We start from the raw sequence: 25825 nt of genomic DNA on the forward strand, positions 1-25825 counted from the left end.
GGCTCGCGCACGCGGGCCGGACACCGTACGGCCGGGGGACTTCGCCGTGCCCGACCGGCTGCGGGACGCCGCGGACCCCACGACCGAGATGCTGGTCGCGAGGTCACGCGCAGGGGCGGGCCGCCCTTCGGTGGCCCGCCCCCTGTCCGCCGGAACCCGTCAGCTCTTGTCGGGGCGGTCCGTCACGCGCAGGGAGTTCAGCAGCGGCTTGCCGTACCCCCCGTGCGCGACGAAGCGGACGTTGAGCACGCCGTCCGTGACCGTGACCGTGTACGTCCGGGTCAGGGCCGTGTACGGGCCGGCCTCCAGCGCGATGTCCAGCGAGGGCAGCACCTGCGTGCCCTCGGCCATCACGTCGAAGACCCGCTTGTTCGGCTTCGTCGACGACAGCTCCGCGAAGCCGAGCTCCACGGTGTACGTGCCGTTCGGGACGTTGTCGAAGCGGTACTCGTACATGCCTTCACGGGCGTTGCGGAAGAGCTTCTGATCGGCCGTACCGGCGATCGTGCGCCCGGTGGAGTGCACCTGGGAGCTGCCCTGGTAGCCGTACGAGCCGGCGGTGTACTTGCGGTCCGGGGACCAGCTGTCCCCGAGCGTGTCCGTGGCCGCGGAGTCGGAGCCCGCGTCCAGGGCCACCTGGTAGCGCGGGACCACGACCTTGACCGGGACGGTGAGGACCGGGCTGCGGCCGCTCACGGAGCTGATCCGCAGGTTCGCCGTGAGGACCGAGCCGGCGGCCAGACCGGTGGTGTCGACGGCCAGGTTCACGGTGGCCTTGCCCCCGATCACCAGGTTCCCCGACTCGGGGGTGGCCGTCAGCCAGGCCGCGTCCTCGGCCACGGTGAACCGCGAGTCGAGGGTGCCCGAGTTGGCGAGTTCGAGGGTGCGGGCGCGTTTCTGGCCCGCCGGGAGGACGAGCTCCAGGGAGGGCTGGGACGCGGTGACCCGCGCCGTCCGCAGGGACTGGTCCACTGCGGTCACGCCGCCCTGTTCCACGGTGAAGGCGTTGGTCACCCCCGTGTACCAGTCGGCCAGGATCGTGTAGGAATTCTTGCCGGAGCCGGCCTGCAGGAGGTAGGCGCCGTCCGCCGCGGTGGTGGCCGTGACGGCTTCGGCGCCGAAGCCGACGGTCACCGTGGCTCCCGCGACACCCTTGCCGTCGTTCGCGTCGAGTACCCGGCCCGCGACCACGCCGCTCTTGGTGGTCCTGAAGGCGATGGCCAGCCCGTCGGTGATGCCGGCCTGGTTGAAGGAGTACTTGAAGGCGTCGGTGCCGGTCGCGTTCTCCACGCCGACCGTGGCCGTGGAGCCGCCCTTGATGCCGGTGCCTCCCGTCCCCTTGTAGGTGTAGACGACGGCGCCGTCCTCACTGATCGCCGCCGAGAAGGAGAACTTGTCGGTCTGGGCCGACCAGTGGGACACCTCGCGCCACTCGATCACGTACGTCCGGTGCGGGGCGGTGCCGGTGACGCCGGTGAACACGCCCGAGCCGCTGCCGGCCGCACCGACGACCAGGTCGTCCCAGAACGGGTACAGCGCCGCGTTGGGCGTGGCCGTGCTCGGGAGGTCCCCGTTGACGTCACCGGTGTTGTTGCCGCCGAAGCTGACCGTGCCGTTCGTTCCGATCCAGGCCTGGCCGTACGTCTTGCCGTACAGCGGGACCGGGAACGGCAGGTCGACGCGCTCGGTGGTGTTGTCGCCGGTCAGCGCGAGCTGCCGGTCGCCCGCCGCGTACGGGCGGCCGCCCGGGGTGGAGCAGGCGTAGCCGTAGCCGTCGGTGCGCTCGGGCAGCGAGACCGCGACCGTCGTGTCGCCGGTGACGGTGGTCTGCGCGCTGCCGCCGGTGACGCAGCGGGAGGAGTGCGCGGCCCGCACCTCGTACGTGCCGTGCGGCAGGGTGACCTCGAAGCGGCCCTGCGCGTCGGCGGTCGCGGTCACCGGGGTGTCCGTGACGGTGACGGTTGCCCCCGCGGCGGGTCCGGCGGCCGAGGTGACGGTGCCGGTGAGCTTGCCGGAGGGGGCCTGGGTGAGGGTGAAGTCGCCGGTGGCGGTGGCGTTCTCGGTCACCGTCGCCGTGGAGGTCTGCTGGCCGTAGCCGAACTTGGAGACGGTCAGCGTGTAGTCGCCGACCGACAGGGAGCGGAAGGTGTAGGTGCCGTCGGCCGCGGTGGTCGTCGTACGGCCGATCGGTCCGGCTGCGGTGACCTTGGCGCCCGCGACGGGGGCGCCGGCGGAGCGGACGGTGCCGGAGACGGCGCCGATGGCGCCGCGCGGGGCGCCCGAGACGGCGGCGAACGCGTCGAGCTTGCCCTCGCCGAACACGTTGTTGTCGGCGGCGTTGCCGCCGCACTGGCCGTTGTCGGTGTCCTGGGCGGTGCCGTTCAGCAGCTGCTCGGTCTGCGCGACGTCGCCTTCGAGGGCGGGGGCGGCGGACCAGAGCAGGGCCACGGTGGCCGCGGTGTGCGGTGAGGCCATGGAGGTGCCGGAGAAGGCCTCGTACGCGCCTCCGGGGACGGAGGAGCGGACGTTCACGCCGGGGGCCGCGATGTTCGGCTTGACGATGCCGCCGGGGCCCGCGCCGCGCGAGGAGAACGGCGCGATCGCTCCGTTGATGTCGAAGGCGCCGGAGCTGTAGGAGCTCGCGTAGTCGCCGGGCGAGCCGCTCGTGGCGCAACCGGGGCCGGAGTTCCCGTTGGAGAAGGCGGGGAAGATGCCGGCGGCGCGCCAGGTGTCGACGATCTGCTGGTACCAGTCGTCGTGCGTCGCGCTGCCCCAGGAGTTGTTGACGACGTGCGGGGCGAGGTCGGGGCGCGGGTTGCGGCCGCTCAGGTCGGTCGGGGCGACGATCCACTGGCCGGCGGCGAGGAGGGAGGCCTCGGAGCAGGAGTTGGTCTCGCAGCCCTTGGCGGCGATCCACTTGGCCCCGGGCGCCACGCCGATCTTGTTGGCGCCGCCGTCGTCACCGACCATGGTGCCCATGGTGTGGGTGCCGTGGTCGTTGTTGTCGCAGGGGGCCGCGGTGGGGCAGACGCCGGCCGGGTCGAACCAGTTGTAGTCGTGGTCGTAGGTCCCGTCGGGGTTCTTGCCGCGGTACTGGCCGTTCACGGCCGGGTGCGTGTAGTCGACGCCGCTGTCGATGTTGGCGACGACGATGCCCTCGCCGCGCACGCCGAGCTGTTCCCATACCTGCGGGGCCTTGATGCGGTCGATGTTCCACTCGACGGCGTCGGCGCCGGCCTTCTCCCGCTTGCCCTCGGCGGGCTTGGGGAGGGTGACCTTGTCGTCGGCGTCGATCCGGGCGACCTCGGGGCGCTGCGCGAGGGTGCCGGCGAGTTTCTGGCTGCCCACGACGCGGACGGCGTTCACGATCCAGTACGAGGTGTACTCGGCCTTGGCCCCGTCGAGGGCCTTGAGCAGCTCGGCCTGGCTGCGCGCGGCATGCTCCTGCTTGGCGTGCAGAACCGTTTCCGCCTTGGCGGCGCGGGTCTTCTGCCGCCCCGCCGCCGTGAGGTCGGCGGCGCTGTCCAGATACACCCAGAAGACGGCCTTGCCGGATTCGTCGAGCTGGGTGCGGAGTTTCGGCTCGATCTTGCGCTCGGCCGCCGCTCCGGGAGCGGGGCCGGGTTCCGGCGCGGCCGCCGCCACGCCCGCCCCCATCGGCAGGAGCACGGCTGCGGTGAGAGCGGCGAGCGCCGCGCGTAATGATCGTCGCCTGTTGCGTTGGGCCACGTGTGGTCCTCCTCGGACGCCGTGTGCAGGTTGTGCGGGAAGGGCGTGCGCGACGTGCGCGGTCATGGTGAAGGAGGGGTCATGGACATTACAAGAGGGCGTAATGAGCCGTACGCTGCGCGCCTGGGGTGGCCATCGCGGCACCGGCGGGTCAGCCTGAAGACATGACCGATCCAGTGCCGGGTACGGAAGAGCGCGTTCCGGCCGGGCCCGGCGTGAAGCTGTCCTGCGCCCAGGGCCGGTGGATCGTGGTCGCCACCGTGCTCGGTTCGACCATGGCCCTGCTCGACTCGACCGTCGTCAACGTCGCCCTCCCCGCCATCGGGGTGGACCTGGGCGCCGACCTGGCCGTCCTGCAATGGACGGTCAACGCGTACATGGTCACCCTGGCCGGACTGATCCTGGTCGGCGGGGCGCTCGGCGACCGCTTCGGGCGGCGCCGGATCTTCGTCCTCGGGGTCGCGTGGTTCGCGGCCGCCTCGCTGCTGTGCGGTATCGCGCCCAACGCCGGGGTCCTCGTGGCCGCGCGAGCCCTCCAGGGCGTGGGCGGCGCGCTGCTGGCCCCCGGCTCCCTCGCGCTGATCCAGGGCTCGATCGCCACCGAGGACCGGGCCCGGGCCGTCGGGCTGTGGTCGGGGTTCGGCGGGGTGGGCGCGGCCGTCGGGCCGTTCCTCGGCGGCTGGCTGGTGGACGGACCCGGCTGGCGCTGGGTGTTCCTGCTGAACGTGCCGGTGGCCGCGGTGTGCGTGCCGATCGCCCTGCGACACGTACCGGAATCGCGTGACCCACAGGCGCACGGGCGGTTCGACGTCCTCGGCGCCGCCCTGGGGGCCGCGGCCCTCGCCCTGCTGACGTACGCGCTGATCGAGGCCCGCTCCGGGTCCCCGCTCGTGGTCGCCTCGGCCGCCGGGGGCGTGCTGCTGTCCGCCGTGTTCGTGTACGTCGAGCGGCACCGGGCCGATCCGATGCTGCCGCCCGGCATCTTCTCCTCCCGGCAGTTCACCGCCGTCAACATCGTGACCCTGTTCGTGTACGCGGCCTTCGGCGGCTTCTTCTTCCTCGTCGTGCTCCAGCTCCAGGTGGTCTCCGGCTTCTCGGCTCTGGCCGCCGGGGCCGCGCTGCTGCCGGCCACCGCGCTGATGCTGCTGCTGTCGGCCCGGTCCGGGGCGCTCGGGGAGAAGATCGGGCCGCGCATCCCGCTCACGGTGGGGCCGCTGTTGTGCGCGGCCGGAATGCTGCTGATGCTGCGGGTGGGGCCGCAGGCCTCGTACGTGAAGGACGTGCTGCCGGCGATGGTCGTGATGGGGATGGGAATGGTCGCCCTGGTGGCCCCGCTGACGGCGACCGTGCTGTCCTCGGTGGATCCCGGCCGGGCGGGCCTGGCCAGCGGCATCAACAACGCGGCCGCCCGGGCCGCCGGACTGCTGGCGGTCGCGGCGCTGCCCCTGCTGGCCGGCATGGGGCCGGACGCCTACCGCTCGGCGGCCGAGTTCGACGCCGCGTTCGGGCGGGCCATGCTGTGGTGCGCGGGTCTGCTGGTGGCGGGCGCCGTGGTGGCCTGGAGCACCGTACGCAAGCCCGTGCCGGGAGCGGTGTGCCACCCGGAGTGCCACGTCTTCTGCGCGACGACCTCCCCGCCGCTCGAACCTCCGAGGGCGGCGAAGCCCTGACCGGCGCGCCATGTGCTGGAACGCCACGGCCGATCTGACGGCGGGTGCGGTCGTCGCCGCCGTCGGCATCGTGTGCGTGGCGCGCGTACGGGGGCCCCGCGATCTGCCCGTCGCCGCACTGCCGCTGCTGCTGGGCGCCCACCAGCTGGTGGAGGCGGCCGTATGGCGCGCGGGCGGCGGCTGCGGCCCGGCCACCACGGCCTGGGTGGCGATCGCCCTTCCGGCGCTGCCGGTCTGGGTGCCGTTCGGGGTCCTGCTCGCGGCCGCTCCGGTGGACCGGCGGCGCCTGTGGGGGCCGGCGGCCGTCGGGCTCGCCACCGCCGCCGTGCTCTCGTACTGCCTGGCGACCCGGCCGGCCGTCGCCGAGGTCCGGGGCCACACCCTCGGCTACGGCGTGAAGGTTCCGTGGACACCGCTCGTCCTCGCGGGCTACCTCTTCGCCACGCTGGGCGCCCTGCTGCTCTCCGGCGACCGGCGGCTGCGACTCCTCGGCGTGGTGCTCGCCGTCGGGGCATTGGCCTGCTCAGCGCTGTGGCGGCTGGAATTCGCCTCCACCTGGTGCGCCTTCGCGGCGGTCGCCTCGCTGCTGGTCCTGGGGTGGGTCCGGCGCTCCCGGCCGGGCAGCCCTGTCACGTGACAGGCCGAAAGTTACCTTGACGTATGTAGTGACTTCCCATGCACCCAGCAGTAGAACTCGTTCCCATTCCGCCGAGAGTGAGGAACGTCACATGAGTGACAAAGGCCTGCACAAATCCGGCTCCAATGGAATCTCGCGTCGTGGATTCATAGCGAGAACAAGTTCCATTCTCGGGGCCGCGGCACTCGCCGGTCAGATCACCCCGGCCCACGCGCGGACCGCCGCCCCGGCGGCAGAGGCCGCCGGTCCCATCGACAACGGCGCGCACGTTCCGGCCCTCGTGATCGGCACCGGCTACGGGGGCTCCGTCGCCGCCCTGCGGCTCGCCCAGGCCGGCGTCGACGTCCACATGATCGAGATGGGCATGGCCTGGGACACCCCGGGCCCGGACGGCAAGATCTTCTGCAATACGACCACGCCCGACCAGCGCTCCTACTGGCTGCGGACGAGGACCAAGCAGCCCCTGAGCAATTTCCTCGGGTTTCCGATCGACAAGGACATCCCCCGCTACACCGGGATCCTGGACGCCGAGGAGATGGGCGGCATCATCGTCTACCAGGGCCGTGGCGTCGGCGGAGGCTCGCTGGTCAACGGCGGTATGGCGGTCACCCCGAGGCGCGCGAACTTCGGCGCCGTCCTCCCCTCGGTGGACGCGGAGGAGATGTACAGCACCTACTACCCGCGGGCCAACGCCGGACTCGGGGTCGGCCTGGTCGACCCGGCCTGGTTCGACACCGTCGACTGCTACCAGTTCGCCCGCGTCGGCCGCAAGCACGCCCAGCGCTCCGGGTTCCCGTTCGTCTTCGTACCGGACGTGTACGACTGGGACTACATGAAGCAGGAGGCGGCGGGGACCGTACCCAAGTCCGCGGTCGCCGGGGAGATCCTCTACGGCAACAACCACGGCAAGAAGTCGCTGCAGAAGACCTATCTCGCGCAGGCCGGGGCCACCGGCAAGGTCACCATCTCACCGCTGCACAAGGTCACTTCGGTCTCCCCCGCGTCGGGTGGCGGCTACACCGTCGTCATCGACCAGATCAACACCACCGGGGCCACCACCGCCACCAAGACCGTGGTCGCCGACAAGGTGTTCTTCGCGGCGGGCAGCGTCGGCACCAGCAAGCTGCTCGTGAGGCTCAAGGCCACCGGCGCGCTGCCCGCCCTGAACGGCGAGATCGGCAAGGGCTGGGGCGACAACGGCAACGTCATGTGCGGCCGGGCCAACCACCTGTGGGACCCCACCGGCAAGGTCCAGGCCTCCATCCCCTGCGGCGGCATCGACAACTGGGACGCGGGCGGGGCGTTCGCCGAGGTGGCACCGCTGCCGACGGGGATCGAGACGTACGCCTCCTTCTACCTGTCGATCACCAAGAACCCGAACCGCGCCGAGTTCACCTACAACGCGGCCTCGGGCAACGTCGAGCTGAACTGGCAGACGGCGTGGAAGCAGCCGTCCATCGACATGGCCAAGAGCATCTTCGACAAGATCAACTCCAAGGAGGGGACGATCTACCGGACGGACCTGTTCGGCACCAACAAGATCTGGGGCGACCACCTCACCTACCACCCGCTCGGCGGCGCGGTCCTGAACAGGGCCACCGACAACTACGGCCGCCTGCACGGCTACACCGGCCTGTACGTGATCGACGGCGCGCTGATCCCCGGCAACACCAGCGTCAACCCGTTCGTCACCATCACGGCGCTCGCCGAGCGCAACATCGAGAAGATCATCGCCACCGACCTGTAGGGGGTCCGCGGATCCGTTGATCCGCAGGGCCGCCCGCAGAACAGAACCGGGGCCGCCGGACACGCCGACCGGCCCCGGACCCGTTGGCCGACCGGCGTCAGTGCCCCGGCAGTACGCACACGCTGTCGAGGCCGAGCACGTGGTTGAGCCGGCCGAAGGCCAGCCAGGACCCGATGCTCATCGTCAGCTCCACGATCTCCAGCTGGCTGTAGTGCGCGGTCATCCGCTCCCAGAACTCCTCGTCGAGGTTGTGGTGGTCGAGCGTGTAGCGCTCCGCGTACTCCGCCGCCAGCCGGGTCCGTTCGTCGAAGCGGTCCGTGGTGCGCCAGTCGGTGACGGCGTCCGGGAACTCCTCCTCGACCTTCTGCCCGTCCCGCTCGGTCCGCCAGTCGAGGCAGAACACGCATCCGTTGATCTGCGCGACGCGCAGCCGCGCGGCCTCGAACTCGCGCAGGCCCAGGGTGGTGTGGGCGTACACCGACAGGGAGAAGTTCGCGGCGGCCATCCCGATCCCGGGGACCATGTCGCCCCACACGTACTCGATCGGGTGCTGGCCTTCGGGTATGTCGATCCTCATGGCTGTTTCCTTCCGAGCTTGCCGATGGCGGGGCGCAGGGGGACGTCGAGGGCGTCGTAGAGGCCCGGTCCGGCCTCCACCAGCCAGTCGATGGCTCCGACCAGGCGGCCGACGGCGGTGGCGTTGCCGCCCGCCGAGCGGTTCTCGCCCTCGTCGGTGGCCTCGACGGTGACCTCGATGTGCGGGCGGCCCTCGATGATCACGCGGTGGGCGCCGTCGCCGCCGTCGGGCGGCGACGGCCAGTCCGGGGCGCAGGAGGCGTGGATGCGGGTGACGTGCTCGATGACGAGGCGGGGTTCGCCTTCGACGATGCCCTGCACCTCGAAGCGGATGGCGCCCTGGGTTCCGGCCGCGAACTCGCCCATGGTGCGGGTGGTGACGGTGGTGTCGAGGGCGCGCCGGTCCACGGTCTCGCGGATCTCGTCGAGTTCGACTCCCAGGGCCCGGGCCATCATGCGGATCTGCCCGCCCCACACCATGGTCGGGACGGACGGCATGAGCATCATCGGCTCGAAGTCCATGGGCTGGCCCATCCCGACGAGATGGCGGACCGAGTCGGGCTGGTCGTAGGTGGAGTAGTCGAATATCTCCTGGCAGCGGATGGCGTCGATGGTGCCGCCGACTCCGCTGAGCAGGAGCGGGAGTACGTCGTTGCCCCAGCCCGGGTCGACGCCGGAGGCGAACAGCGAGCCGCCGCCCTCCGCGACGGCCGCGGCCACCGGATCGCGGAATTCGGGCGGGGCGTTGCGGTGGTCGTAGAGCGGGTAGAGGGCGGGGCTGACGACGACCGCGCCGGACCGGATGGCCCGGGTGATGTCGGCCAGCGCGTCGTCGGGGCGGGTGTCGCCGGAGGCCGCGTAGACGACGGCCTGCGGCCGTGCGGCGAGGACCGCTTCGACGTCGTCGGTGGCCAGGACCCCGGTGTCGTGGCCGAGTTCACCGAGCCGGCCCGCGTCGCGGCCGATTTTGTCGGGATGGTGGACGATGACGGCGGCCAGTTTCAGCGCCGGATGGGCCTCTACGGCACGGATGGCCAAACGGCCGACGTTGCCGGTACCCCAGACAACCGTGGAAATCATGCGCGGAGGGTAGCGACAGGACCTGCACGTTTCCAGAGTCGCGGACCCCGGCCTTCGGTTACTGGTTCTGGCCGCCCAGGACGAAGAGGAGGTAGACGAAGAAGGCGAAGAGGTGGCCGACGAACAAGTAGGCGACCAGCCGAATCAGCAGACCGCGCGGGAACTTCGACTGGACCTTCATGAGGGGGCTCCTGGACTGGGACGGATCGGAGGGGTCAACCGCGGTGTGCGGGCGTGCCGGCGGCACCGCCGCCGCCGAGGCACAGCCCGGCGAGGCTGCTCTGCAGCAGGGTGTGGACGAAGAGCAGGTCGGCTCCGCTCGGGGTGGCCGCGCCGATCCGGTGCGGGGTGAGGGAGTCGAAGTGCGCGCTGTCCCCGGGCTCCAGCAGGTACTCGGCCTCGGCCAGGTGCAGCCGCAGCCGCCCCTTGAGGACGTACAGCCACTCCTCGCCGGGATGTACGCGGACCAGGTCGCCCTGGCTGCGCCCGCGGGGGTCCCCCCGGACGGTGTCCGGGGGAGGGACGTGGACGCGCAGCGCCTGCATGCCGCGGCCGGAGCCGCCGGCCTGCCAGTACGTCCATCCGTCGGCCTCGCGGGCGCCCGGACCGCCCGCCCGTACGATGGGGTCGGCGACGGCGGAGGTCTCGCCGAGCAGTTCCGAGACCGTCGTACCGTAGGTGCGGGCGAGTCCGAGCAGCAGCGGCAGCGAGGGCTGGCGCCGCCCGGTCTCCAGCCGCGACAGGTGCGCGGGCGAGAGCCTGGCCCGCGCGGCGGCGGCCTCCAGGGTGAGTCCGGAGCGGCGTCGCAGGTCACGCAGCTGCGGTGCCACGGAGGGCAGCTCTTCGGCGTCGGAGCGGTCGGCGGGGCCGCCGTCGGGGCCGACCGGTTGGTCGGGACTCTCGGGACCCTCGGGGCCGGGGGCAGGACCGGATGTCATGCCCCCGATTGAGCCAGAATCCTGCCTCCCTGGCAATGTGCGTTGCCTCTGAGGCAAAAGCCTCATCGGCCCCTCGACTCACCCGCCGCCGAGCACCGTCTCGACCGTGTCCGCCTCGTCCGCGCCCTTGTCCGGGCGGTACCGCAGAACCCGCGCGAAGCGCAGCGCGACCCCGGCCGGGTAGCGCGGGGAGCGCTGGAGGCCGTCGTACGCGATCTCCACGACCAGCTCGGGCCGCACCCGCACGGTGAAGCCGTCGTCCTCCACCGCCAGCTCCCGCAGCCGCTCCGTCTGCCAGCGCAGCATCTCGTCGGTGAGCCCCTTGAAGGTCTTGCCGAGCATGGCGAAGGAGCCGTCGGCGGCCCGCGCCCCGAGGTGCAGGTTCGACAGCAGTCCGGTGCGCCGGCCGTGGCCCCATTCGACCGCGAGCACCACCAGGTCGAGGGTGTGCACCGGTTTCACCTTGAGCCAGTGCCGGCCGCGCCGTCCGGCCGCGTAGGCGGAGTCGAGGCCCTTGACCATGACGCCCTCGTGACCGCGGTGCAGGGTCTCGGTCCAGAACTCCTCGGCGGCGGCCGCCTGCTCCTGTGCGTCCTCGACGACGAGCCGGCGGACCCGGGAATCCTCCGGCACGAGGGTGGCGAGCGCCGCGTACCGCTCGCGCACCGGCAGGTCGAGGAGGACCTCGTCCCCCACGGCCAGGACGTCGAAGAAGTACGGGACGACGGGCAGCGTCCGCCGGGCGGCCTCGACGTCGACCCGTGATCCGACCCTGCTCGCGACCTCCTGGAAGGGCACCGGGCGGCCGTCGGGCGCCTGGCCGATCACCTCGCCGTCGAGGATGAACCGCTCCCCCGGCAGCGCCCGCGCAAGCTGCGCCACCTCCGGCAGCCGGCCGGTGATGTCGTCCAGGGACCGCGTGTACACCCGTACGTCGTCCCCGTCGCGGTGCACCTGCACCCGGATCCCGTCGAGCTTCTCCTCGACCGCGCAGGGCCCGAGCGCGGCCAGGGCGGCGGCCACCGACTTGGCGGTGTTCGCCAGCATCGGCTGTACGGGCTGCCCGACGCGCAGGGAGACCCCGCGCAGGGCCTCCGCGCCGTGGGCCAGCACCGCGGCGGCCACCCGGGGCAGCGAGCCGTCGAGCATCGCGGCGCGGCGCAGTTCGGCCGCGGGTACCCCGGCGGCCGCGGCGACCCCTTCCAGGGCGACCGCGTCGAGTGCGCCCTGGCGGACCTCGCCGGAGAGCAGGCTGCGCAGGAACCGCTGCTCGGGCTCGGTGGCCGCGCCGAGCAGGGCGTCGAGGATCCGGCGCCGCTCGGCCTGGGCGCCCGCGCCCGCGACGGCGGCGAGCTCGGACACCGCCGCGTCGACGGCGGTGACGGTCAGGGTGGGGCCGGCGGCGGGCTCGACCTCCCGGCCGAGCGCCCGCCAGCCGATGCCCGGCCGGCCCTGCGGGAGGCGCCCGGAGAGGTAGGAGATGACCAGCCCTGCCTCCTCGGGCGGCGCGGCGGCGAACAGCTCCGCGAGCAGGGCGGTCTTGTGGGAGCGGGCGGAGATCTCGGCGACCTCCCGGGACACGCGCGCGACTTCGGCGAGCAGCATGCCGCCATCCTCCCGCCGCTCGGCGTGCGCCGCAGGTCGGCTCCGGTAGCGCGGCTGCGGGTACCGCGGGTGCGGTACGCCGGGCCGTCCGGGTACTCCTTCAGGAGGTGTGCGGTTCCGCCTGGGGGGTGCTCAGGGGCCCGCGGCCCGGCGTCTAGGGTTCCCGTATGAAGCCCCGACTGCCGAAGCTCCGGCTGCCACGGCGCCGCCGTACCCGCCTGCTCGCGGGGGCCGCCGCGCTCGCCGTCGTCGCGGGGGCCGGTACGTGGACCGCCGCCGCGTCCGGCGAGACGCCCGCCGTGCACCGCCAGGACCGCATGGTGGAGATGCCCGGCGCGGCCGTCGACACCTCGTACTTCACGGCCGGCGGCGGGCGGAAGCGGCCCGCGGTGCTGCTCGGGCACGGGTTCGGCGGCAGCAAGGACGACGTCCGCGCACAGGCCGAGCGGTTGGCACGGGACGGGTACGCCGTCCTGACCTGGTCGGCGCGCGGCTTCGGCCGCTCCGGCGGGCAGATCGGCTTGAACGATCCCGAGCACGAGGTCAAGGACGTGTCCCGGCTCGTCGACTGGCTCGCGCAGCAGCCCGAGGTGCGGCTCGACGGGGACGGCGATCCGCGCGTCGGCGTCGCGGGGGCCTCGTACGGCGGGGCGATCTCGCTGCTCGCCGCCGGATACGACCGGCGGGTCGACGCGATCGCCCCGCAGATCACCTACTGGAACCTCGCGGACTCCCTCTTCCCCCAGGGCGTGTTCAAGAAGCTGTGGGCGGGGCTCTTCTTCACCACCGGTTCGACCGACGGGATACGGCCCGGGGCGTCTGCGGCGGGCGGCGACGGCGCGGCGGCCGCCCCCGCTCCCTCCGGGGCCACCGCCACCGCCTGCGGGCGGTTCCAGCCCGAGCTGTGCGCCATGTACGAGCGGGTCGCCGTGGCCGGCAAGCCCGACGCCGAGGCCCGCGCCCTGTTGGAGCGGCGCAGTCCGTCGGCGGTCGGGGACCGGATCAAGGTGCCGACCCTGATCGTGCAGGGCCAGGACGATTCCCTGTTCCCGCTGGACCAGGCCGACGCGATGGCCAAGGCGATCGCGGCGAACGGCGCGCCCGTCTCGGTGGACTGGGCGGCCGGCGGGCACGACGGCGGCGTGCGCGAGGCGGGCCGGGTCGAGGACCGGGTGGCCGCCTGGTTCGACCGCTACCTCAAGGACGAGCGGGGCGCGGACACCGGTTCGGCCTTCCGCGTCTCGCGCTCCGGAGGCATCGACTCCACCGACGGCGAGGTCCGGCTGCGCGGCGCGAGCGGCGAGCGCTATCCGGGGCTGGCGTCCGCTCCCCGGGAGTTCGCCCTGAGCGGGCGGGAGCAGAGCTTCGCCAATCCGGCGGGCGGCGCCCCGCCCGCGCTGTCCTCCCTGCCGGGGCTCGGCGGGCAGCTCGCCGCCGTCGGGGCCGGGCTGTCGCTGGACTTCCCCGGGCAGAACGCCCGCTTCGAGTCGGAGCCGCTGACGGAGGAGGTACGGGTCACCGGGGCCCCGACCGTCACCCTGAACGTGAGGTCGACGGCTGCGGACGGTTCGGCCGTCCTGTTCGGCAAGGTGTACGACGTCGGGCCCGACGGGCGGCAGCAGGTGCTGCCGAGCCAGCTGGTCGCCCCGGTACGGGTGGAGAACGCGCAGCAGGGCGCGACGGTGGAGCTGCGGCTGCCCGCCGTCGACCACGCCGTGGAGGCCGGGCACCGGCTGCGGCTCGTCGTCGCCGCCACCGACCTCGGCTACGCGTCCGCGGCCGCGCCGGCCACGTACACGGTCGCGGTGCGGGACGCCCTGGCCGTGCCGGTGGCCGACGGGGTGCGGACGGCCTCGGCGGGGCTGCCCGCGTGGACCTGGGAGCTGCCGCTGGGTGCGGCGCTGCTGGCCGCGGCGCTGCTGGGGATCCGGAGGACCGGCCGGGAGAGTGCGGGGGTGCGGGCCGGGGTACCGCAGCCCGACCCGGCGCTGGCCGACGTACCACTGGAAATCACGGGGCTGACGAAGCGGTACGCGAGGGCACAGGACCGGTACGCGGTGCGGGACCTGTCGTTCCGGGTGGAGAAGGGGCAGGTCCTGGGCCTGCTCGGGCCCAACGGCGCCGGGAAGACGACCACGCTGCGGATGCTGATGGGCCTGATCTCACCGGACGCGGGCGAGATCAGGGTGTTCGGGCACGCGGTACGGGCGGGGGCGCCGGTGCTGTCGCGGGTCGGCGCGTTCGTCGAAGGGGCCGGCTTCCTGCCGCACCTGACGGGGCGGGCCAACCTGGAGCTGTACTGGCGGGCCACCGGTCGTCCGGCCGAGGACGCGCACCTGGCGGAGGCCCTGGAGATCGCCGGGCTCGGCGATGCGCTGGAGCGCGCGGTGCGCACGTACTCGCAGGGCATGCGACAGCGCCTGGCGATCGCGCAGGCCATGCTCGGGATGCCGGACCTGCTGATCCTCGACGAGCCGACGAACGGTCTGGACCCGCCGCAGATCCGGGAGATGCGGGACGTGATGATCCGGTATGCGGCGGGCGGGCGGACGGTCATCGTCTCCAGCCACCTGCTGTCGGAGGTCGAGCAGTCGTGCACGCACCTGGTGGTCATGGACCGCGGTCGGCTGGTGCGGGCGGGCGAGGTCGCGGAGATCACGGGCGGCGGGGACACGCTGCTGGTGGCGCTGGCCGGGCCGGTGGACGAAGGGACCGTGGCGAAGGTGGCCGCGCTGGAGGGAGTGGGTGCGGTGACGGCCGCGGATGACGGGCTGCTCGTACGGCTGGACGGCGCGACGGCCGCCGGGCTGATCGCCGAGCTGGTACGGCTGGAGGTGCCGGTGTCCGCAGTGGGTCCGCACCGCCGGCTGGAGGACGCGTTCCTCACGCTGATCGGAGGTGCGGCATGAGCGCCGCGACGGAGGTGGCGCCCGGCTACCGGCCGGGCCGTACGCTGCCGCTGCGCGTGGAGGCGCTGCGGCAGTGGCGCCGGCGCCGGACGCTGGTGATGGGCGGGGTGCTGGCCGCGCTGCCGTTCGTCATGATCATCGCATTCGCGGTGGGCGGCGGGCAGGACGGCCGCCGGGGCGGCGGGGACGGCCGGATCACGCTCATCGACACCGCCACGGCCTCGGGCGCGAACTTCGCGGCCACCTGTCTGTTCGTGTCGGCGGGCTTCCTGCTGGTGGTGCCGGTGGCCCTGTTCTGCGGGGACACGGTGGCCTCGGAGGCGAGCTGGTCCTCGCTGCGCTACCTGCTCGCCTCGCCGGTGCCGCGGGCCCGGCTGCTGTGGAGCAAGCTGGTGGTGGCGCTGGGCTTCAGCCTCGCGGCGATGGTGCTGCTGCCGGTGGTGGCGCTGGCGGCGGGTACGGCCGCGTACGGCTGGGGACCGCTGAAGCTGCCGACGGGCGGCTCCCTGGCGGCAGGCGAGACCCTGCCGCGCCTCGCGCTGGTGGTGGCGTTCGTCTTCGTGTCGCAGCTGGTCACGGCCGGGCTGGCGTTCTGGCTGTCCACGCGGACGGACGCGCCGCTGGGCGCGGTGGGCGGGGCGGTCGGCCTGACGATCGTCGGCAACGTGCTGGACGCGGTGACGGCACTCGGCTCGTGGCGGGAGTTCCTGCCCGCGCACTGGCAGTTCGCGTGGGCGGACGCGCTGCAGCCGCATCTGGAGTGGGGCGGGATGATCAAGGGGGCTGCGGTGTCGGTGTCGTACGCGCTGGTGCTGTTCGCGCTCGCGTTCCGCGGGTTCTCCCGCAAGGACATCGTGTCCTGAGCGTGGGCCGTCTGTGCCAATCGTGGCGGCGGCCGCGTGCGCCTGCCGTCCGGTCGCCCGCGGCGCGCTGAACAATCGCGGTCGTCACGACGTACGGACGCGTCTGCGCGGCACCGAGGGGTACGACCGATGCACACAGCAGGACTTCCCGCTCGCAGAGCCGTGCTGGCCGGAGGCCTCGTGTCGGCCGCGGCCGCGCTCTCGGGGTGCTCGTCCGCCCCTCTCCCGCGGGTGGCGACCGCGGCCCCGCAGCCGCGGCCGGCCACCCCGCAGGCGGCGTTCGCACGCCTGATGGAGGGCAACAGGCGCTGGGTGAGCGGCCACCTCGACCACCCCGACCGCGATCCGGAGCGGCGCGAGCTCGTCGCCGAGGCGCAGGACCCCTTCGGGGTGGTCCTCTCCTGCATCGATTCCCGGGTGGCGCCCGAGCTGATCTTCGACACCGGGCTCGGCGACCTGTACGTGCTGCGCACGGGCGGGCAGGCGGTCGGCCCGGTGGTGACCGGCTCGGTCGAGTACGGGCCCATGACGGGCGGGACCCCGCTGGTCGTCGTGCTCGGCCACCAGCGCTGCGGCGCCGTGGAGGCCGCGTACAAGTCGCTGAAGGCGGGCAAGCCGCTGCCCGGCAACCTGGAGGCGCTCGCGAAGGCGATGGTGCCGGCGTACGAACTGACGGCGAAGGACCCCGGCGCCGACCCCGTCGACACCATGACGCACCACCAGATCAAGGTGACCGCCGACGATCTGCGGGCCAACTCCGACCTGGGGCCCCTCGTGGAGAAGGGCGCCCTCGGCGTCGTCGGGGCCTACTACTCGCTGGACACCGGAAAGGTGGAGGTACTGACGGGGGCGCCCGCCTGAGCCCGGCCCGGGACGCGGCGCGGGGTGCGGTTCACGGCCCGGCTCCCGGCCCGGCGGACGGCTGGGCGCACGGCTCGGCGCACGGCCGGGCGCACGGCTCGGCGGACGGATCGGCGCACGGCTCGGCGCACGGCGGGGCTCACGCCCCCGCGATCGCGTCGATCTCCGCCAGCAGTTCGGGCTCCAGGGGGCGGTCGGCGACGGCCGCGTTGGCCCGCACCTGCTCGGGGGAGGTGGCGCCCGCGATCACGGAGGAACAGCCGGGCCGGGCGGAGAGCCAGCCGATGGCGAGTTCGAGGATGCTGCGGCCGTGCTTGTCGGCGACGGCGGCCAGCGCCTCCACCGTGTCGAGGCGCTCCTCGGTGACGTAGCCGTCGCGGCCCTCCAGCCGGGAGCCGGCCGGAACGGCGGCGCCCCGGCGGATCTTGCCGGTCAGCAGGCCGTTGGCGAGGGGGAAGTACGGCAGCACCCCGAGGCCGTAGTGCACGGCCGCCGGAACGAGCTCCTGCTCCGCGGACCGCTGGAGCAGCGACCATTCGTTCTGCGCCGACACGAAGGGCACCGCGCCGGTCTCGCGGGCGACGTGGGCGGCTTCGGCGAGCTGCCAGCCGCTGAAGTTGGAGTGGCCGATGTAGCGGATCTTGCCCTCGGCGACGAGCTCGGTGAGCGCGGCCAGGGTCTCCGCGATCGGGGTCGCCGGATCGGGGCTGTGGAGCTGGTAGAGGTCGATGTGGTCGGTGTCCAGGCGGCGCAGGGACTCCTCGACGGCCCGGCGGACGTAAGCGCGGCCGCCGCGGGATCCGGCGGCGGGCCCGTACTCCATCGACATGCCCGCGTAGCCGAACTTGGTGGCCAGGACGACCTGGTCGCGGCGGCCCTTGAGGGCCTGCCCGAGGTGGCGCTCGGAGCCGCCGAGCCCGCCGTAGATGTCGGCGGTGTCGAGGAGGGTGATCCCCGCGTCGAGCGCGGCGTCGACGACGGCGCGCGTGGCCTGGGCGTCGAGGCGGCCGCCGAAGTTGTTGCAGCCGAGGCCGACGGCGGAGACCTGGAGACCTGAACTGCCCAGCGGGATGTAGCGCATGCGTTTCGTTCCTCCGAACGTCAGTAGAGATCGACGAGAGTCTTGCCGATGGCCCTACCCTCGTCCACCGGGCGGTTGAACCTCGGCTCCACCGGGCTGTTGAACCCCGGCCGGCCCGTCAGAGAATGCGTTCGGCCCCGGCGGCGGGGGCCGCCGCCGTCACGCGCGGCGGCTTGCACCCGGCCGCGGCGAAGGCCTCCGTGACCGCCCGGGCCACGGTCGCCTCGGCCTCCGCGTCGATCAGGGCCAAGGCCGAGCCGCCGAAGCCGCCGCCGGTCATCCGGGCCCCGTGGGCGCCCGCCGCGTTGGCGGTGGCGACGGCCAGGTCCAGCTCCGGGCAGGAGACCTCGTAGTCGTCGCGCAGCGAGGCATGTCCCTCGGTCAGCAGCGGGCCCGTCTCGCGCAGTCGCCCGGCGCGCAGCAGTTCCTCCACCCGTACGACCCGTTCGTTCTCGGTGACGACGTGCCGGACCCGGCGGCGCCGGACCGGATCGTCGAGGCGGGCCAGGGCCCGGTCCAGGTCCTCGTACGGGAGGTCGCGCAGGGCGGGCAGCCCGAGCGCGGCGGCCGCGCCGTGGCAGGAGGCCAGGCGCCGGGCGTACGCACCGTCGCCGAGGGCGTGTTTGACTCGGGTGTCGATGACGAGGAGGCGCAGTCCGGCCGCCGCGCAGTCGAAGGGGATGTGCTGCTGTTCGAGGGTGCGGGTGTCGAGGTGGAGGGCGTGCCCCGCGGTGGCGCAGGCCGAGGCCATCTGGTCCATCACCCCGCAGGGCACGCCGACGTAGGCGTTCTCGGCGCGGCGGGCCAGCGCGGCCAGTTCGGGCCGGGTGAGCGGGATCCCGTACAGGTCGGTGAGTGCCAGGGCGGCGGCGACCTCCAGGGCGGCGGACGAGGAGAGTCCGGCTCCGGTGGGAACGTCGGAGCGGATGTGCAGGTCCGCGCCGCCGATGGGCAGGCCCGCCTCCAGCAGCGCCCACGCGGCTCCGGCGGGGTAGGCGGCCCAGCTCTCCGGGCCCTCGGGCGGGCGGGCCGGGTCGAGGCGGTCCAGGTGGAGGGTGACGACGCCCGAGGGGACGTCGGCGGAGTGGATCCGCAGCGTCCGGTCGGGGCGGCGGGCCGCCGCCACCTCGGTGCGGTGCGGGAGGGCGAAGGGCAGGGCGAAGCCGTCGTTGTAGTCGGTGTGTTCCCCGATCAGGTTGACCCGGCCGGGCGCCGCCCAGACCCCCTCGGGCGGGGACCCGTACAGCCGGTGGAATCCGTCCGCGGCCCGGCTCATCGGCTCGCCACCTCCCGCAGTCGCGCGGCCGCGTCCTCGGGCCGGACGTCGTTCATGTAGGCCTCCATCCCGGATTCGGTACCCGCCAGGTACTTGAGCTTGTCAGCGGTGCGGCGGACCGTGAAGAGCTCCAGGTGGAGCCCGAAGTCGGCCCGGCCCTCGCCGGAGACCGGCGCCTGGTGCCAGGCGGAGATGTACGGGGTGGGCGCGGGCGTTCCGAAGAGCCGGTCGAAGCGGCGCAGCAGCTCCAGGTAGAGGCCGGGGAACTCGGCGCGGGCCGCGTCGTCCAGGGTGGTCAGGTCGGGGGTGCGGCGGTGCGGGTGGAGGTGGACCTCGTACGGCCAGCGCGCGGCGTACGGCACGAAGGCGGTCCAGTGCTCCCCTTCGAGGACGACCCTGGTGCGCTCGGCGCGTTCGGCGGCGAGCACCTCCTCGAAGAGGTTGCCGCCGGTGCGGGCGCGGTGGGCTGCGACGGTGGCGAGCATGCGGGTGGTGCGCGGGGTGATGAAGGGGAAGGCGTAGATCTGGCCGTGCGGGTGGGCGAGGGTCACGCCGATCTCGGCGCCGCGGTTCTCGAAGCAGTAGACCTGCCGGACTCCGGCGCGGGCGGACAGTTCGGCGGTGCGGTCGGTCCACGCGGCCAGGACGAGCGCGGCGCGCTCCTCGTCGAGCTCGGCGAAGGAGGTCCGGTGGTCGGGGGTGAAGCAGATGACCTCGCAGCGGCCGGTGTCGCCGGCGAGGGAGGGGAAGCGGTTCTCGAAGACGACCACGTCGTAGTCCGGGGCCGGGACCTCGCTCGCGCGCCCCCCGGTGGAGGGGCAGAGCGGGCAGGCATCGGCGGGCGGGTGGTAGGTGCGGCCCTGGCGGTGGGAGGCGATGACGACGGCGTCGCCGAGCAGCGGGTCGCGGCGCACCTCCGAGGAGGTGGCGGACGCGTCGAGGGGGCGGGTGTCGGGGACCGCGCGGGCCGCGCCGTCGTCGGCGTCGTAGTACAGGATCTCGCGGCCGTCGGCCAGGCGGGTGCTCGTTCGCTTCACGGGAAGAGCTTCTCTCAGGGGAAGTCGGGGAGGTGCACAGGGGTGCGCCGCGGGTTCGCCGGGGTTTCGCCGGCCCATCGCCACGGTCCGCCGCGATGGGCCCGGGTTCATTCGAGGGTGACGACGGTGGGGCGGCCGAGATCGGGGCGGTCGCGCAGCGGCAGGTCGGTGCCCGGGCGTTCCAGTTCGAGGAGGACGATCTCGTTCCGGCCGGCCCGCCAGAGCGGGGCGGGGGCGTAGAGGGTGCGCTGCGGGCCGCGCGGGGTGTCGTAGTGGCCGAGGAGGAAGCCGTTCAGCCAGACGAGGCCGGTGCCCCAGCCGGAGACGTCGACGAATCCGTCGGCGGGGTCGCCCGGGAGGGCGTGCGTGAAGCGGTGGAAGACCGGACGGCCCGTGTCCTGCGGGGTTTGCCCGGTCTCCGACGACCAGCCGAGGCCGGTGAGTTCGGTGAGCGGGAGCGGCCGGATCTCCCACTCGAACAGCTGCTGGTGGCCGTGCCGGACGCCGCGCCGGATGCCCTTGCGGTCGTCGAGGAGCGGGCCGTAGTTGACCCGGCCCTGGGCCCGGACGAGGACGTCGAGGACCGCCCCGGCCTCGCCGACGGCCAGGTCGAGCCCTTCGTCGGGCCGGTTGCGGTCGAGGATGCCGAGGGGCTCACCGTCGGCGAAGACGTACGCGCGGTCGCCGAGGCCGTCGATCCGGACGGGCATCGCGGGGCGCGGCCCGGTGACGGTGGTGCGGTAGTGGATCAGCCCGTGGGACTGGCCCAGCTTCTCCATGGGCTCGGGCGCGGGGCGCGGCACGGGCTCCCCGCCGAGCGGGTCGAGGTGGTCCAGGAGCTGGGCGGTGCCGGCGGGGACGGCGAGGGCCGGGGTGATGCGGGGCGGCTGCTGGGGCAGCGGCCCGTCGGGCAGGGGCACGTACTTGCCGATGACCTCGCGGAACGCGTGGAACTTGGGGGTGAGTTCGCCGGCCTCGCCGATGGGGGCGTCGTAGTCGTAGCTGGTGACCGTGGGCTGGTAGCCGGGGTCCCCGGGGCGGGATCCGGTGTGGTTGGCGCCGGCCCAGAAGCCGAAGTTGGTGCCGCCGTGGGCCATGTAGAGGTTGACGGAGGCGCCGGTGGCGAGCAGTTCGTCGAGGGAGGCGGCCGCGTCCTCGACGGAGCGGACGTGGTGGTCCTCGCCCCAGTGGTCGAACCAGCCGATCCAGAACTCCATCGCGGCGAGCGGGCCGGTCCGCTGGTAGCGGCGCAGGTGGGCGAGGCGTTCGGCGGGCCGCGCGCCGAAGGTGGCGGTGGCGAGGCGGCCGGGGACCATGCCTCCCTGGAGCATGGCGTCCTCGGGCCCGTCGGCGGTGAACAGGAGGCAGTCCACGCCGCGTTCGACCAGGGCCCGTTCCACGTGGGCGCGGTAGCGGGTGTCGTTGCCGTACGAGCCGTACTCGTTCTCGATCTGGACGGCGACGACCGGACCGCCGCGGCTCGCGAGCAGGGGCAGCAGCTCGGGGGCGACGAGGTCGAACCAGCCGTCGACCTCGGCCTCGAACCGCGGGTCCGAGCAGCGCAGGTGGAGGCCGTCGACGGCGAGGAGCCGGGCGGGCAGGCCGCCGAAGTCCCATTCGGCGCAGATGTACGGGCCGGGGCGGACGATGGCGTCGAGGCCGAGGTCCTGGGCGGTGCGCAGGAAGCGGCCGAGGTCGCGCGGGCCGGTGAAGTCGGCCTTGCCCGGGGCGCTCTCGTGGAAGTTCCACGGGACGTACGTGTCGACCGTGTTGGCACCGAGTGCGCGCAGCCGCCGCAGCCGGTCCTCCCACAGGTCCGGATGGACCCGGAAGTAGTGCAGGGCCCCCGACACGATGCGGTGGGGGCGCCCTGCGCGCCGGAATCCGTCCTGGTCGTACGTGAGCATGCGCTGACTCCCGAGAGAGGTCGTGATGCCGTGAGGTGCGGGACTCCGCCGAATATATGAACGCGGCGTCCGCGCCGTCAATGACCGGTTGATCGGAAACGATCGAATCGATCGGTTCGGTTCTCTATGATGGCGGCGCAGGCACGGACACAGGCACGGACACAGACACAGGCACGGACACAGACGCAGAGCGCAGACTCGGACGCAGACGCGGATGCCGTCGGAAGACCGCAGGGGGTAGGGAAAACCTTGAGACGACACGTGGACCAGCGCCAGACACAGGTGCTCGCGCTCGTCCGGGCGCGGGGCAGTGTGCGCGTGGCGGACCTGGCGCAGGAGTTGGGCGTCTCGCCCGTCACCCTGCGGCGCGACATCGAGGCGATGGCGGCCCGGGGCGAGATCCACCGGATGCACGGGGTGGTCAGCCGCGTGGAGGCCGGGCGGCCGGGCGGCGCGCCGGCGACCCGGGCATCGGCGCCGGGGGCGGCTCCGGCCGGCGGGAGGGCGCCGGCGGCTTCGGGTGCCGAGGGGCTGGTGGTCGGCATGGTGGTGCCGACCACGGAGTACTACTACGCCGATGTCGTACGCGGGGCCCGCGAGGTGGTCGAGGCTCGCGGTGCGCGGCTGACCGTGGGCCTGACCCGGTACCTGCCCGGCGAGGACCGCACGCAGGCGGACCGGTTGCTGTCCACCGGGGCGGACGGGCTGCTGCTCACCCCGAACTGGGATGCCGGCTCGCCCGGCCCCGGCGAGGGGGCGTGGACCGCGGAGCTGCCGGTTCCGACGGTGCTGGTGGAGCGGTGGGCCCCGCCCGGGCATCCGGCGGCCGCGCTGGACCGGGTGGCCTCGGACCATGCGCACGGCGCGGCGGCGGCCGTGCAGCACCTGGTGGAGCGGGGGCACCGGCGGATCGCGCTGGCCAGCCGTGCGACGCCGACGACGCCGCGGCTGCGGACCGGGTACGAGGCGGCGGTGGCCGCGCTCGGCCTGGAGCCGGCGCCGCCGTGGCCGCCGGTCGGGCCGGACCCGCTCTCGGACGCTGACCTTTTCGCGCGGACGCTTGACTACCTGTGCGAGGCGGTGACGGCGGGCGGGGTGAGCGCTGCTCTGATCCACAGCGACACCGATGCGATCATGCTGATCCCGCGGCTCCAGGCGCGGGGGGTACGGGTGCCGGAGGACCTCGCCGTGATCACCTACGACGACGAGGTGGCGGGGCTGGCCGACGTACCGCTCTCGGCGGTGGCACCGGCCAAGCGAGAGGTGGGGGCGCGGGCGGCGGGGCTGCTGCTGGACCGGTTGACGGCGCCGGGCGGGGGTGACGGCCACGGTGACGGAGACGGCGGCGGAGACGGCCCCCGGCAGCACGTGGAGCTGCTTCCCCGGCTGACGATCCGCTCATAAGAAACACGAAGTAGCTCCTGGGGCGATCATTTCGATCGAGTTGCGCATTCGCTCTTGACGGTGTGCCTGTTCGCACAAAAGATGGGCCGCGTTCTCCCATCCGCCGCTGTCCGCGGTCGACCGTAGGAGCCACTCCATGGCGCGCAGCCTCCGCTCTTCCCGCATGCCCCGACTCTTCCTGACCGCCTCGGTCGCCTGCCTGGCCCTGCTCGCCGCCGCATGTGGAGGGGAGGAGAAGCCGGGCGGGGCCGGGGCGGCCGGCGGTTCGCCGGCGCAGCCGGTCACCGTGACCTACTGGTCCTCGTCCGCGGGCGCGCAGCAGACGGCCGACGCCTTCAACAAGACGCACCCGGGCATCCGGGTGCGGTTCTCGGCGGTACCGGGCGGGCCGGACGGGGCGGCGAAGCTGGCCAACGCGGTCAAGGGCGGCAACGCACCGGACATCGCGACGATGGATTACTCGGCGCTCCCGGAGTTCGCGAGCGGCGGGAACCTGGAGGACCTGAGCGGGACTTCCGGGAAGCTCGTCTCGGAGAAGTTCCCGGAGGCGGTCCAGTCACTGGTGAAGCTGGGCGGCAAGACCTGGGCCGTGCCGTTCGACGTCACCCCGCTCGAACTCTTCTACCGGAAGGACATCTTCGAGGAGCACGGGGTGGCCGTGCCGACGACGTGGGACGAGTACAAGGCGGCCGCGGAGAAGATCCACCAGGCCGATCCGTCGGTGAAGATCACGAACTTCGGCGGTGGGGACCCGGCGGTGCTGGCCGGCCTCTCCTGGCAGGCGGGTGCACGGTGGTACGGGACCGAGGGGGAGAAGTGGAAGGTCGCGATCAACGATCCCGCCTCGAAGAAGGTGGCGGAGTACTGGAACGGCCTGATGGCCTCCGGGGTGGCGTCGAAGACCCCGCTGTGGGGTGAGGGTGAGGCGAAGGAACGTTCATCCGGGCAGGTGGCGACCGTCATCGGCGCGGCCTGGACAGCCGGCACGTTCCTCGCGAACTACCCCGACCTCAAGGGGAAGTGGGGCATCGCCCCGCTGCCGACCTGGGACGGCAGGCCCGCCACCGGCATGTACGGCGGCACCTCGTACATCGTGCCGAAGGGCAGCAAGCAGACCAGGGCCGCGGCGGAGTTCATCACCTGGGTCACCACCGACCCGGAGGCGATCAAGGCGCGGCTCAGCTCGCTCAAGTCGCCGAGCAGCGCCTTGCCGGCCAATGCCGAGATGCGGGCCGAGGCCGCGAAGCTGTTCGACACGAGCTACTTCGAGGGGCAGGACCCGTACGGCCTGGCCGGCGCGGCCGCGGCGACCATCGTGCCCGGCTGGACCTGGGGCCCGGTCCACCTCCAGGTCAACTCGGCGCAGAACGCCTCCGGCCCGGACCTGGTCAAGGCACTGAGCGAGGGCCAGTCGGCCGCCGAGAAGGCCATCAAGGACCGCGGCCTGGGCCTGGCCGGCTGATGCGCCGCACTGACTCCCCCGGCCGGTCCACCGGAGGCGGCAGCGCGGCGGCGGGCTTCATGGCGCCCTTCTTCCTCCTCTTCGCGCTCGTGACCGTCGCCCCCATCGGGTACGCCGCCTGGCTCAGCCTCTTCCGCGAGGAGCGGTCCGGCCTCGGATTCGGCGAAGCCCAGCAGGTCTTCAGTGGAATCGGGAACTACACCAAGGCCCTGTCCGATCCCCTCTTCCTCACCTCGTTCCGCCACGTCGCCGTCTACTGCCTGCTCTACATACCCGTCATGGTGGGCGGCGCCCTGGCCCTCGCCCTGCTCCTGGACTCCGCCCTCGCCCGCGCCCGGCGGTTCTTCCAGATCGCGTTCTACCTGCCGCACGCCGTCCCCGGCCTGATCGCCGCGATGGTCTGGCTCTACCTGTACACACCCGGTCTCAGTCCCGTCCTCGACGCCCTCGGCTCGGCCGGGATCTCCTGGAACTTCTTCGGCCGCGACGAGGCCCTGCTCTCCGTGGTCAACATCTCGGCCTGGCAGTGGATGGGCTACAACATGATCATCTTCTATGCCGGGCTCCAGGCCGTCCCCCGCGAGACCCTGGAGGCCGCCACCATGGACGGTGCCGGGGCCGTCCGCACCGCGATCCAGGTCAAGGTGCCGAGCATCCGGCCCACCCTCGTCCTGACCGTCCTCTTCACCTGCGTCGGCGCCGTCCAGCTCTTCGACGCCCCGCAGTTGCTCCAGCTGCGGGCCACCGAGATGGGCGAGTCCTGGTCCCCGACCATGTACGTCTTCAGCGCCGCGTTCAAGGGCCACGACTACGGGCTGGCGGCCGCGAGCGCCCTGCTCCTCGCCCTGGTCGCCGGGGCCGCCTCGTACGTCGTCACCACGTTCGGCAACCGCTGGAGGTCCGCATGACCACCTCACTCGCCGCTGGCGGGGCAGCGAGCGCGGCCCCTGGTCCTGGTCCTGGTCCTGGTCCTGGTCCTGGTCCTGGTCCTGGTCCTGGTCCTGGTCCTGGTCCTGGTCCTGGTCCTGGTCCTGGTCCTGGTC

19 protein-coding genes are annotated in these 25825 nt (G+C 73.2%); 9 read left to right on the plus strand and 10 right to left on the minus strand.

Going from position 1 to position 25825, the window contains the following annotated elements:
- Positions 1–159: 159 nt before the first annotated feature.
- Positions 160–3795 carry a S8 family serine peptidase gene (locus tag ACIBAD_RS15345; protein WP_398906994.1) on the minus strand — a complete coding sequence of 1212 codons (3636 nt, stop codon included), beginning with the start codon at positions 3793–3795 and terminating at the stop codon, positions 160–162.
- 98 nt (positions 3796–3893) lie between these two features.
- On the opposite strand from ACIBAD_RS15345, the gene ACIBAD_RS15350 reads away from it, so the two are divergent.
- The 3 genes from ACIBAD_RS15350 to ACIBAD_RS15360 all read left to right on the plus strand — a co-directional run bounded on the left by ACIBAD_RS15350 (position 3894) and on the right by ACIBAD_RS15360 (position 7783).
- On the plus strand, positions 3894–5399 hold the full coding sequence (locus ACIBAD_RS15350; protein WP_134069191.1) for an MFS transporter: 1506 nt from the start codon (positions 3894–3896) through the stop codon (positions 5397–5399).
- Positions 5400–5409: 10 nt separating this feature from the next.
- Positions 5410–6036 carry a DUF6629 family protein gene (locus tag ACIBAD_RS15355; RefSeq protein ID WP_398906996.1) on the plus strand — a complete coding sequence of 209 codons (627 nt, stop codon included), beginning with the start codon at positions 5410–5412 and terminating at the stop codon, positions 6034–6036.
- Positions 6037–6127: 91 nt separating this feature from the next.
- Positions 6128–7783: a GMC oxidoreductase gene (locus ACIBAD_RS15360; RefSeq protein ID WP_134069193.1), complete on the plus strand. Its 1656-nt coding sequence runs from the start codon at positions 6128–6130 to the stop codon at positions 7781–7783.
- Between the two features lie 97 nt (positions 7784–7880).
- On the opposite strand, the gene ACIBAD_RS15365 is transcribed toward ACIBAD_RS15360, so the two are convergent.
- The 5 genes from ACIBAD_RS15365 to ACIBAD_RS15385 all read right to left on the minus strand — a co-directional run bounded on the left by ACIBAD_RS15365 (position 7881) and on the right by ACIBAD_RS15385 (position 11982).
- Positions 7881–8360, minus strand: coding sequence for a carboxymuconolactone decarboxylase family protein (locus ACIBAD_RS15365; RefSeq protein ID WP_134069194.1), 480 nt, complete (start codon positions 8358–8360; stop codon positions 7881–7883).
- A complete protein-coding gene (locus tag ACIBAD_RS15370) occupies positions 8357–9439 on the minus strand; it encodes a dihydrodipicolinate reductase (protein WP_134069195.1) in 1083 nt (360 codons plus the stop codon). The genes ACIBAD_RS15365 and ACIBAD_RS15370 overlap by 4 nt, the downstream gene beginning before the upstream one ends.
- A 58-nt stretch (positions 9440–9497) precedes the next feature.
- Complete coding sequence (locus ACIBAD_RS15375) at positions 9498–9620, minus strand: DUF6126 family protein (protein ID WP_053692330.1); 123 nt, start codon at positions 9618–9620, stop codon at positions 9498–9500.
- 34 nt (positions 9621–9654) lie between these two features.
- Positions 9655–10377: a helix-turn-helix domain-containing protein gene (locus ACIBAD_RS15380; protein ID WP_398907000.1), complete on the minus strand. Its 723-nt coding sequence runs from the start codon at positions 10375–10377 to the stop codon at positions 9655–9657.
- A 78-nt stretch (positions 10378–10455) separates the two neighbouring features.
- Positions 10456–11982 carry an ATP-dependent DNA ligase gene (locus ACIBAD_RS15385; protein ID WP_398907002.1) on the minus strand — a complete coding sequence of 509 codons (1527 nt, stop codon included), beginning with the start codon at positions 11980–11982 and terminating at the stop codon, positions 10456–10458.
- A 167-nt stretch (positions 11983–12149) separates the two neighbouring features.
- On the opposite strand from ACIBAD_RS15385, the gene ACIBAD_RS15390 reads away from it, so the two are divergent.
- The 3 genes from ACIBAD_RS15390 (at position 12150) to ACIBAD_RS15400 (ending at position 16615) form a co-directional block, all read left to right on the plus strand.
- Entirely contained in the window at positions 12150–14891 is a 2742-nt protein-coding gene (locus ACIBAD_RS15390; RefSeq protein WP_398907004.1) for an alpha/beta fold hydrolase, read from the plus strand.
- Positions 14888–15754 (plus strand): ABC transporter permease, encoded by an 867-nt coding sequence (locus ACIBAD_RS15395; protein ID WP_398907006.1) that lies wholly within the window; start codon positions 14888–14890, stop codon positions 15752–15754. Before ACIBAD_RS15390 ends, ACIBAD_RS15395 begins: the two co-directional genes overlap by 4 nt.
- A gap of 231 nt (positions 15755–15985) precedes the next feature.
- Positions 15986–16615: a carbonic anhydrase gene (locus ACIBAD_RS15400; RefSeq protein WP_398907008.1), complete on the plus strand. Its 630-nt coding sequence runs from the start codon at positions 15986–15988 to the stop codon at positions 16613–16615.
- A gap of 139 nt (positions 16616–16754) precedes the next feature.
- On the opposite strand, the gene ACIBAD_RS15405 is transcribed toward ACIBAD_RS15400, so the two are convergent.
- From ACIBAD_RS15405 to ACIBAD_RS15420, 4 genes are all read right to left on the minus strand, one after another.
- Positions 16755–17696: an aldo/keto reductase gene (locus ACIBAD_RS15405; RefSeq protein ID WP_134069199.1), complete on the minus strand. Its 942-nt coding sequence runs from the start codon at positions 17694–17696 to the stop codon at positions 16755–16757.
- A 118-nt stretch (positions 17697–17814) separates the two neighbouring features.
- Positions 17815–18972, minus strand: a complete 1158-nt coding sequence (gene galK, locus ACIBAD_RS15410) for a galactokinase (protein ID WP_398907011.1) — start codon at positions 18970–18972, stop codon at positions 17815–17817.
- Complete coding sequence (gene galT / locus ACIBAD_RS15415) at positions 18969–20009, minus strand: galactose-1-phosphate uridylyltransferase (protein WP_398907013.1); 1041 nt, start codon at positions 20007–20009, stop codon at positions 18969–18971. Before galT ends, galK begins: the two co-directional genes overlap by 4 nt.
- Positions 20010–20116: 107 nt before the next feature.
- Positions 20117–21916, minus strand: a complete 1800-nt coding sequence (locus tag ACIBAD_RS15420; RefSeq protein ID WP_398907015.1) for a beta-galactosidase family protein — start codon at positions 21914–21916, stop codon at positions 20117–20119.
- Positions 21917–22165: 249 nt separating this feature from the next.
- Here ACIBAD_RS15420 and ACIBAD_RS15425 point away from each other — a divergent pair, with 249 nt between their 5' ends.
- The 3 genes from ACIBAD_RS15425 (at position 22166) to ACIBAD_RS15435 (ending at position 25690) form a co-directional block, all read left to right on the plus strand.
- Entirely contained in the window at positions 22166–23320 is a 1155-nt protein-coding gene (locus ACIBAD_RS15425) for a substrate-binding domain-containing protein (protein WP_398907018.1), read from the plus strand.
- Between the two features lie 136 nt (positions 23321–23456).
- On the plus strand, positions 23457–24782 hold the full coding sequence (locus ACIBAD_RS15430; RefSeq protein ID WP_398907020.1) for an ABC transporter substrate-binding protein: 1326 nt from the start codon (positions 23457–23459) through the stop codon (positions 24780–24782).
- A complete protein-coding gene (locus tag ACIBAD_RS15435) occupies positions 24782–25690 on the plus strand; it encodes a carbohydrate ABC transporter permease (RefSeq protein WP_398907022.1) in 909 nt (302 codons plus the stop codon). The genes ACIBAD_RS15430 and ACIBAD_RS15435 overlap by 1 nt, the downstream gene beginning before the upstream one ends.
- Positions 25691–25825: the final 135 nt, after the last annotated feature.

The sequence above is a fragment of the Streptomyces sp. NPDC051109 genome (genome assembly GCF_044455885.1).
Taxonomy (GTDB): Bacteria; Actinomycetota; Actinomycetes; order Streptomycetales; family Streptomycetaceae; genus Streptomyces.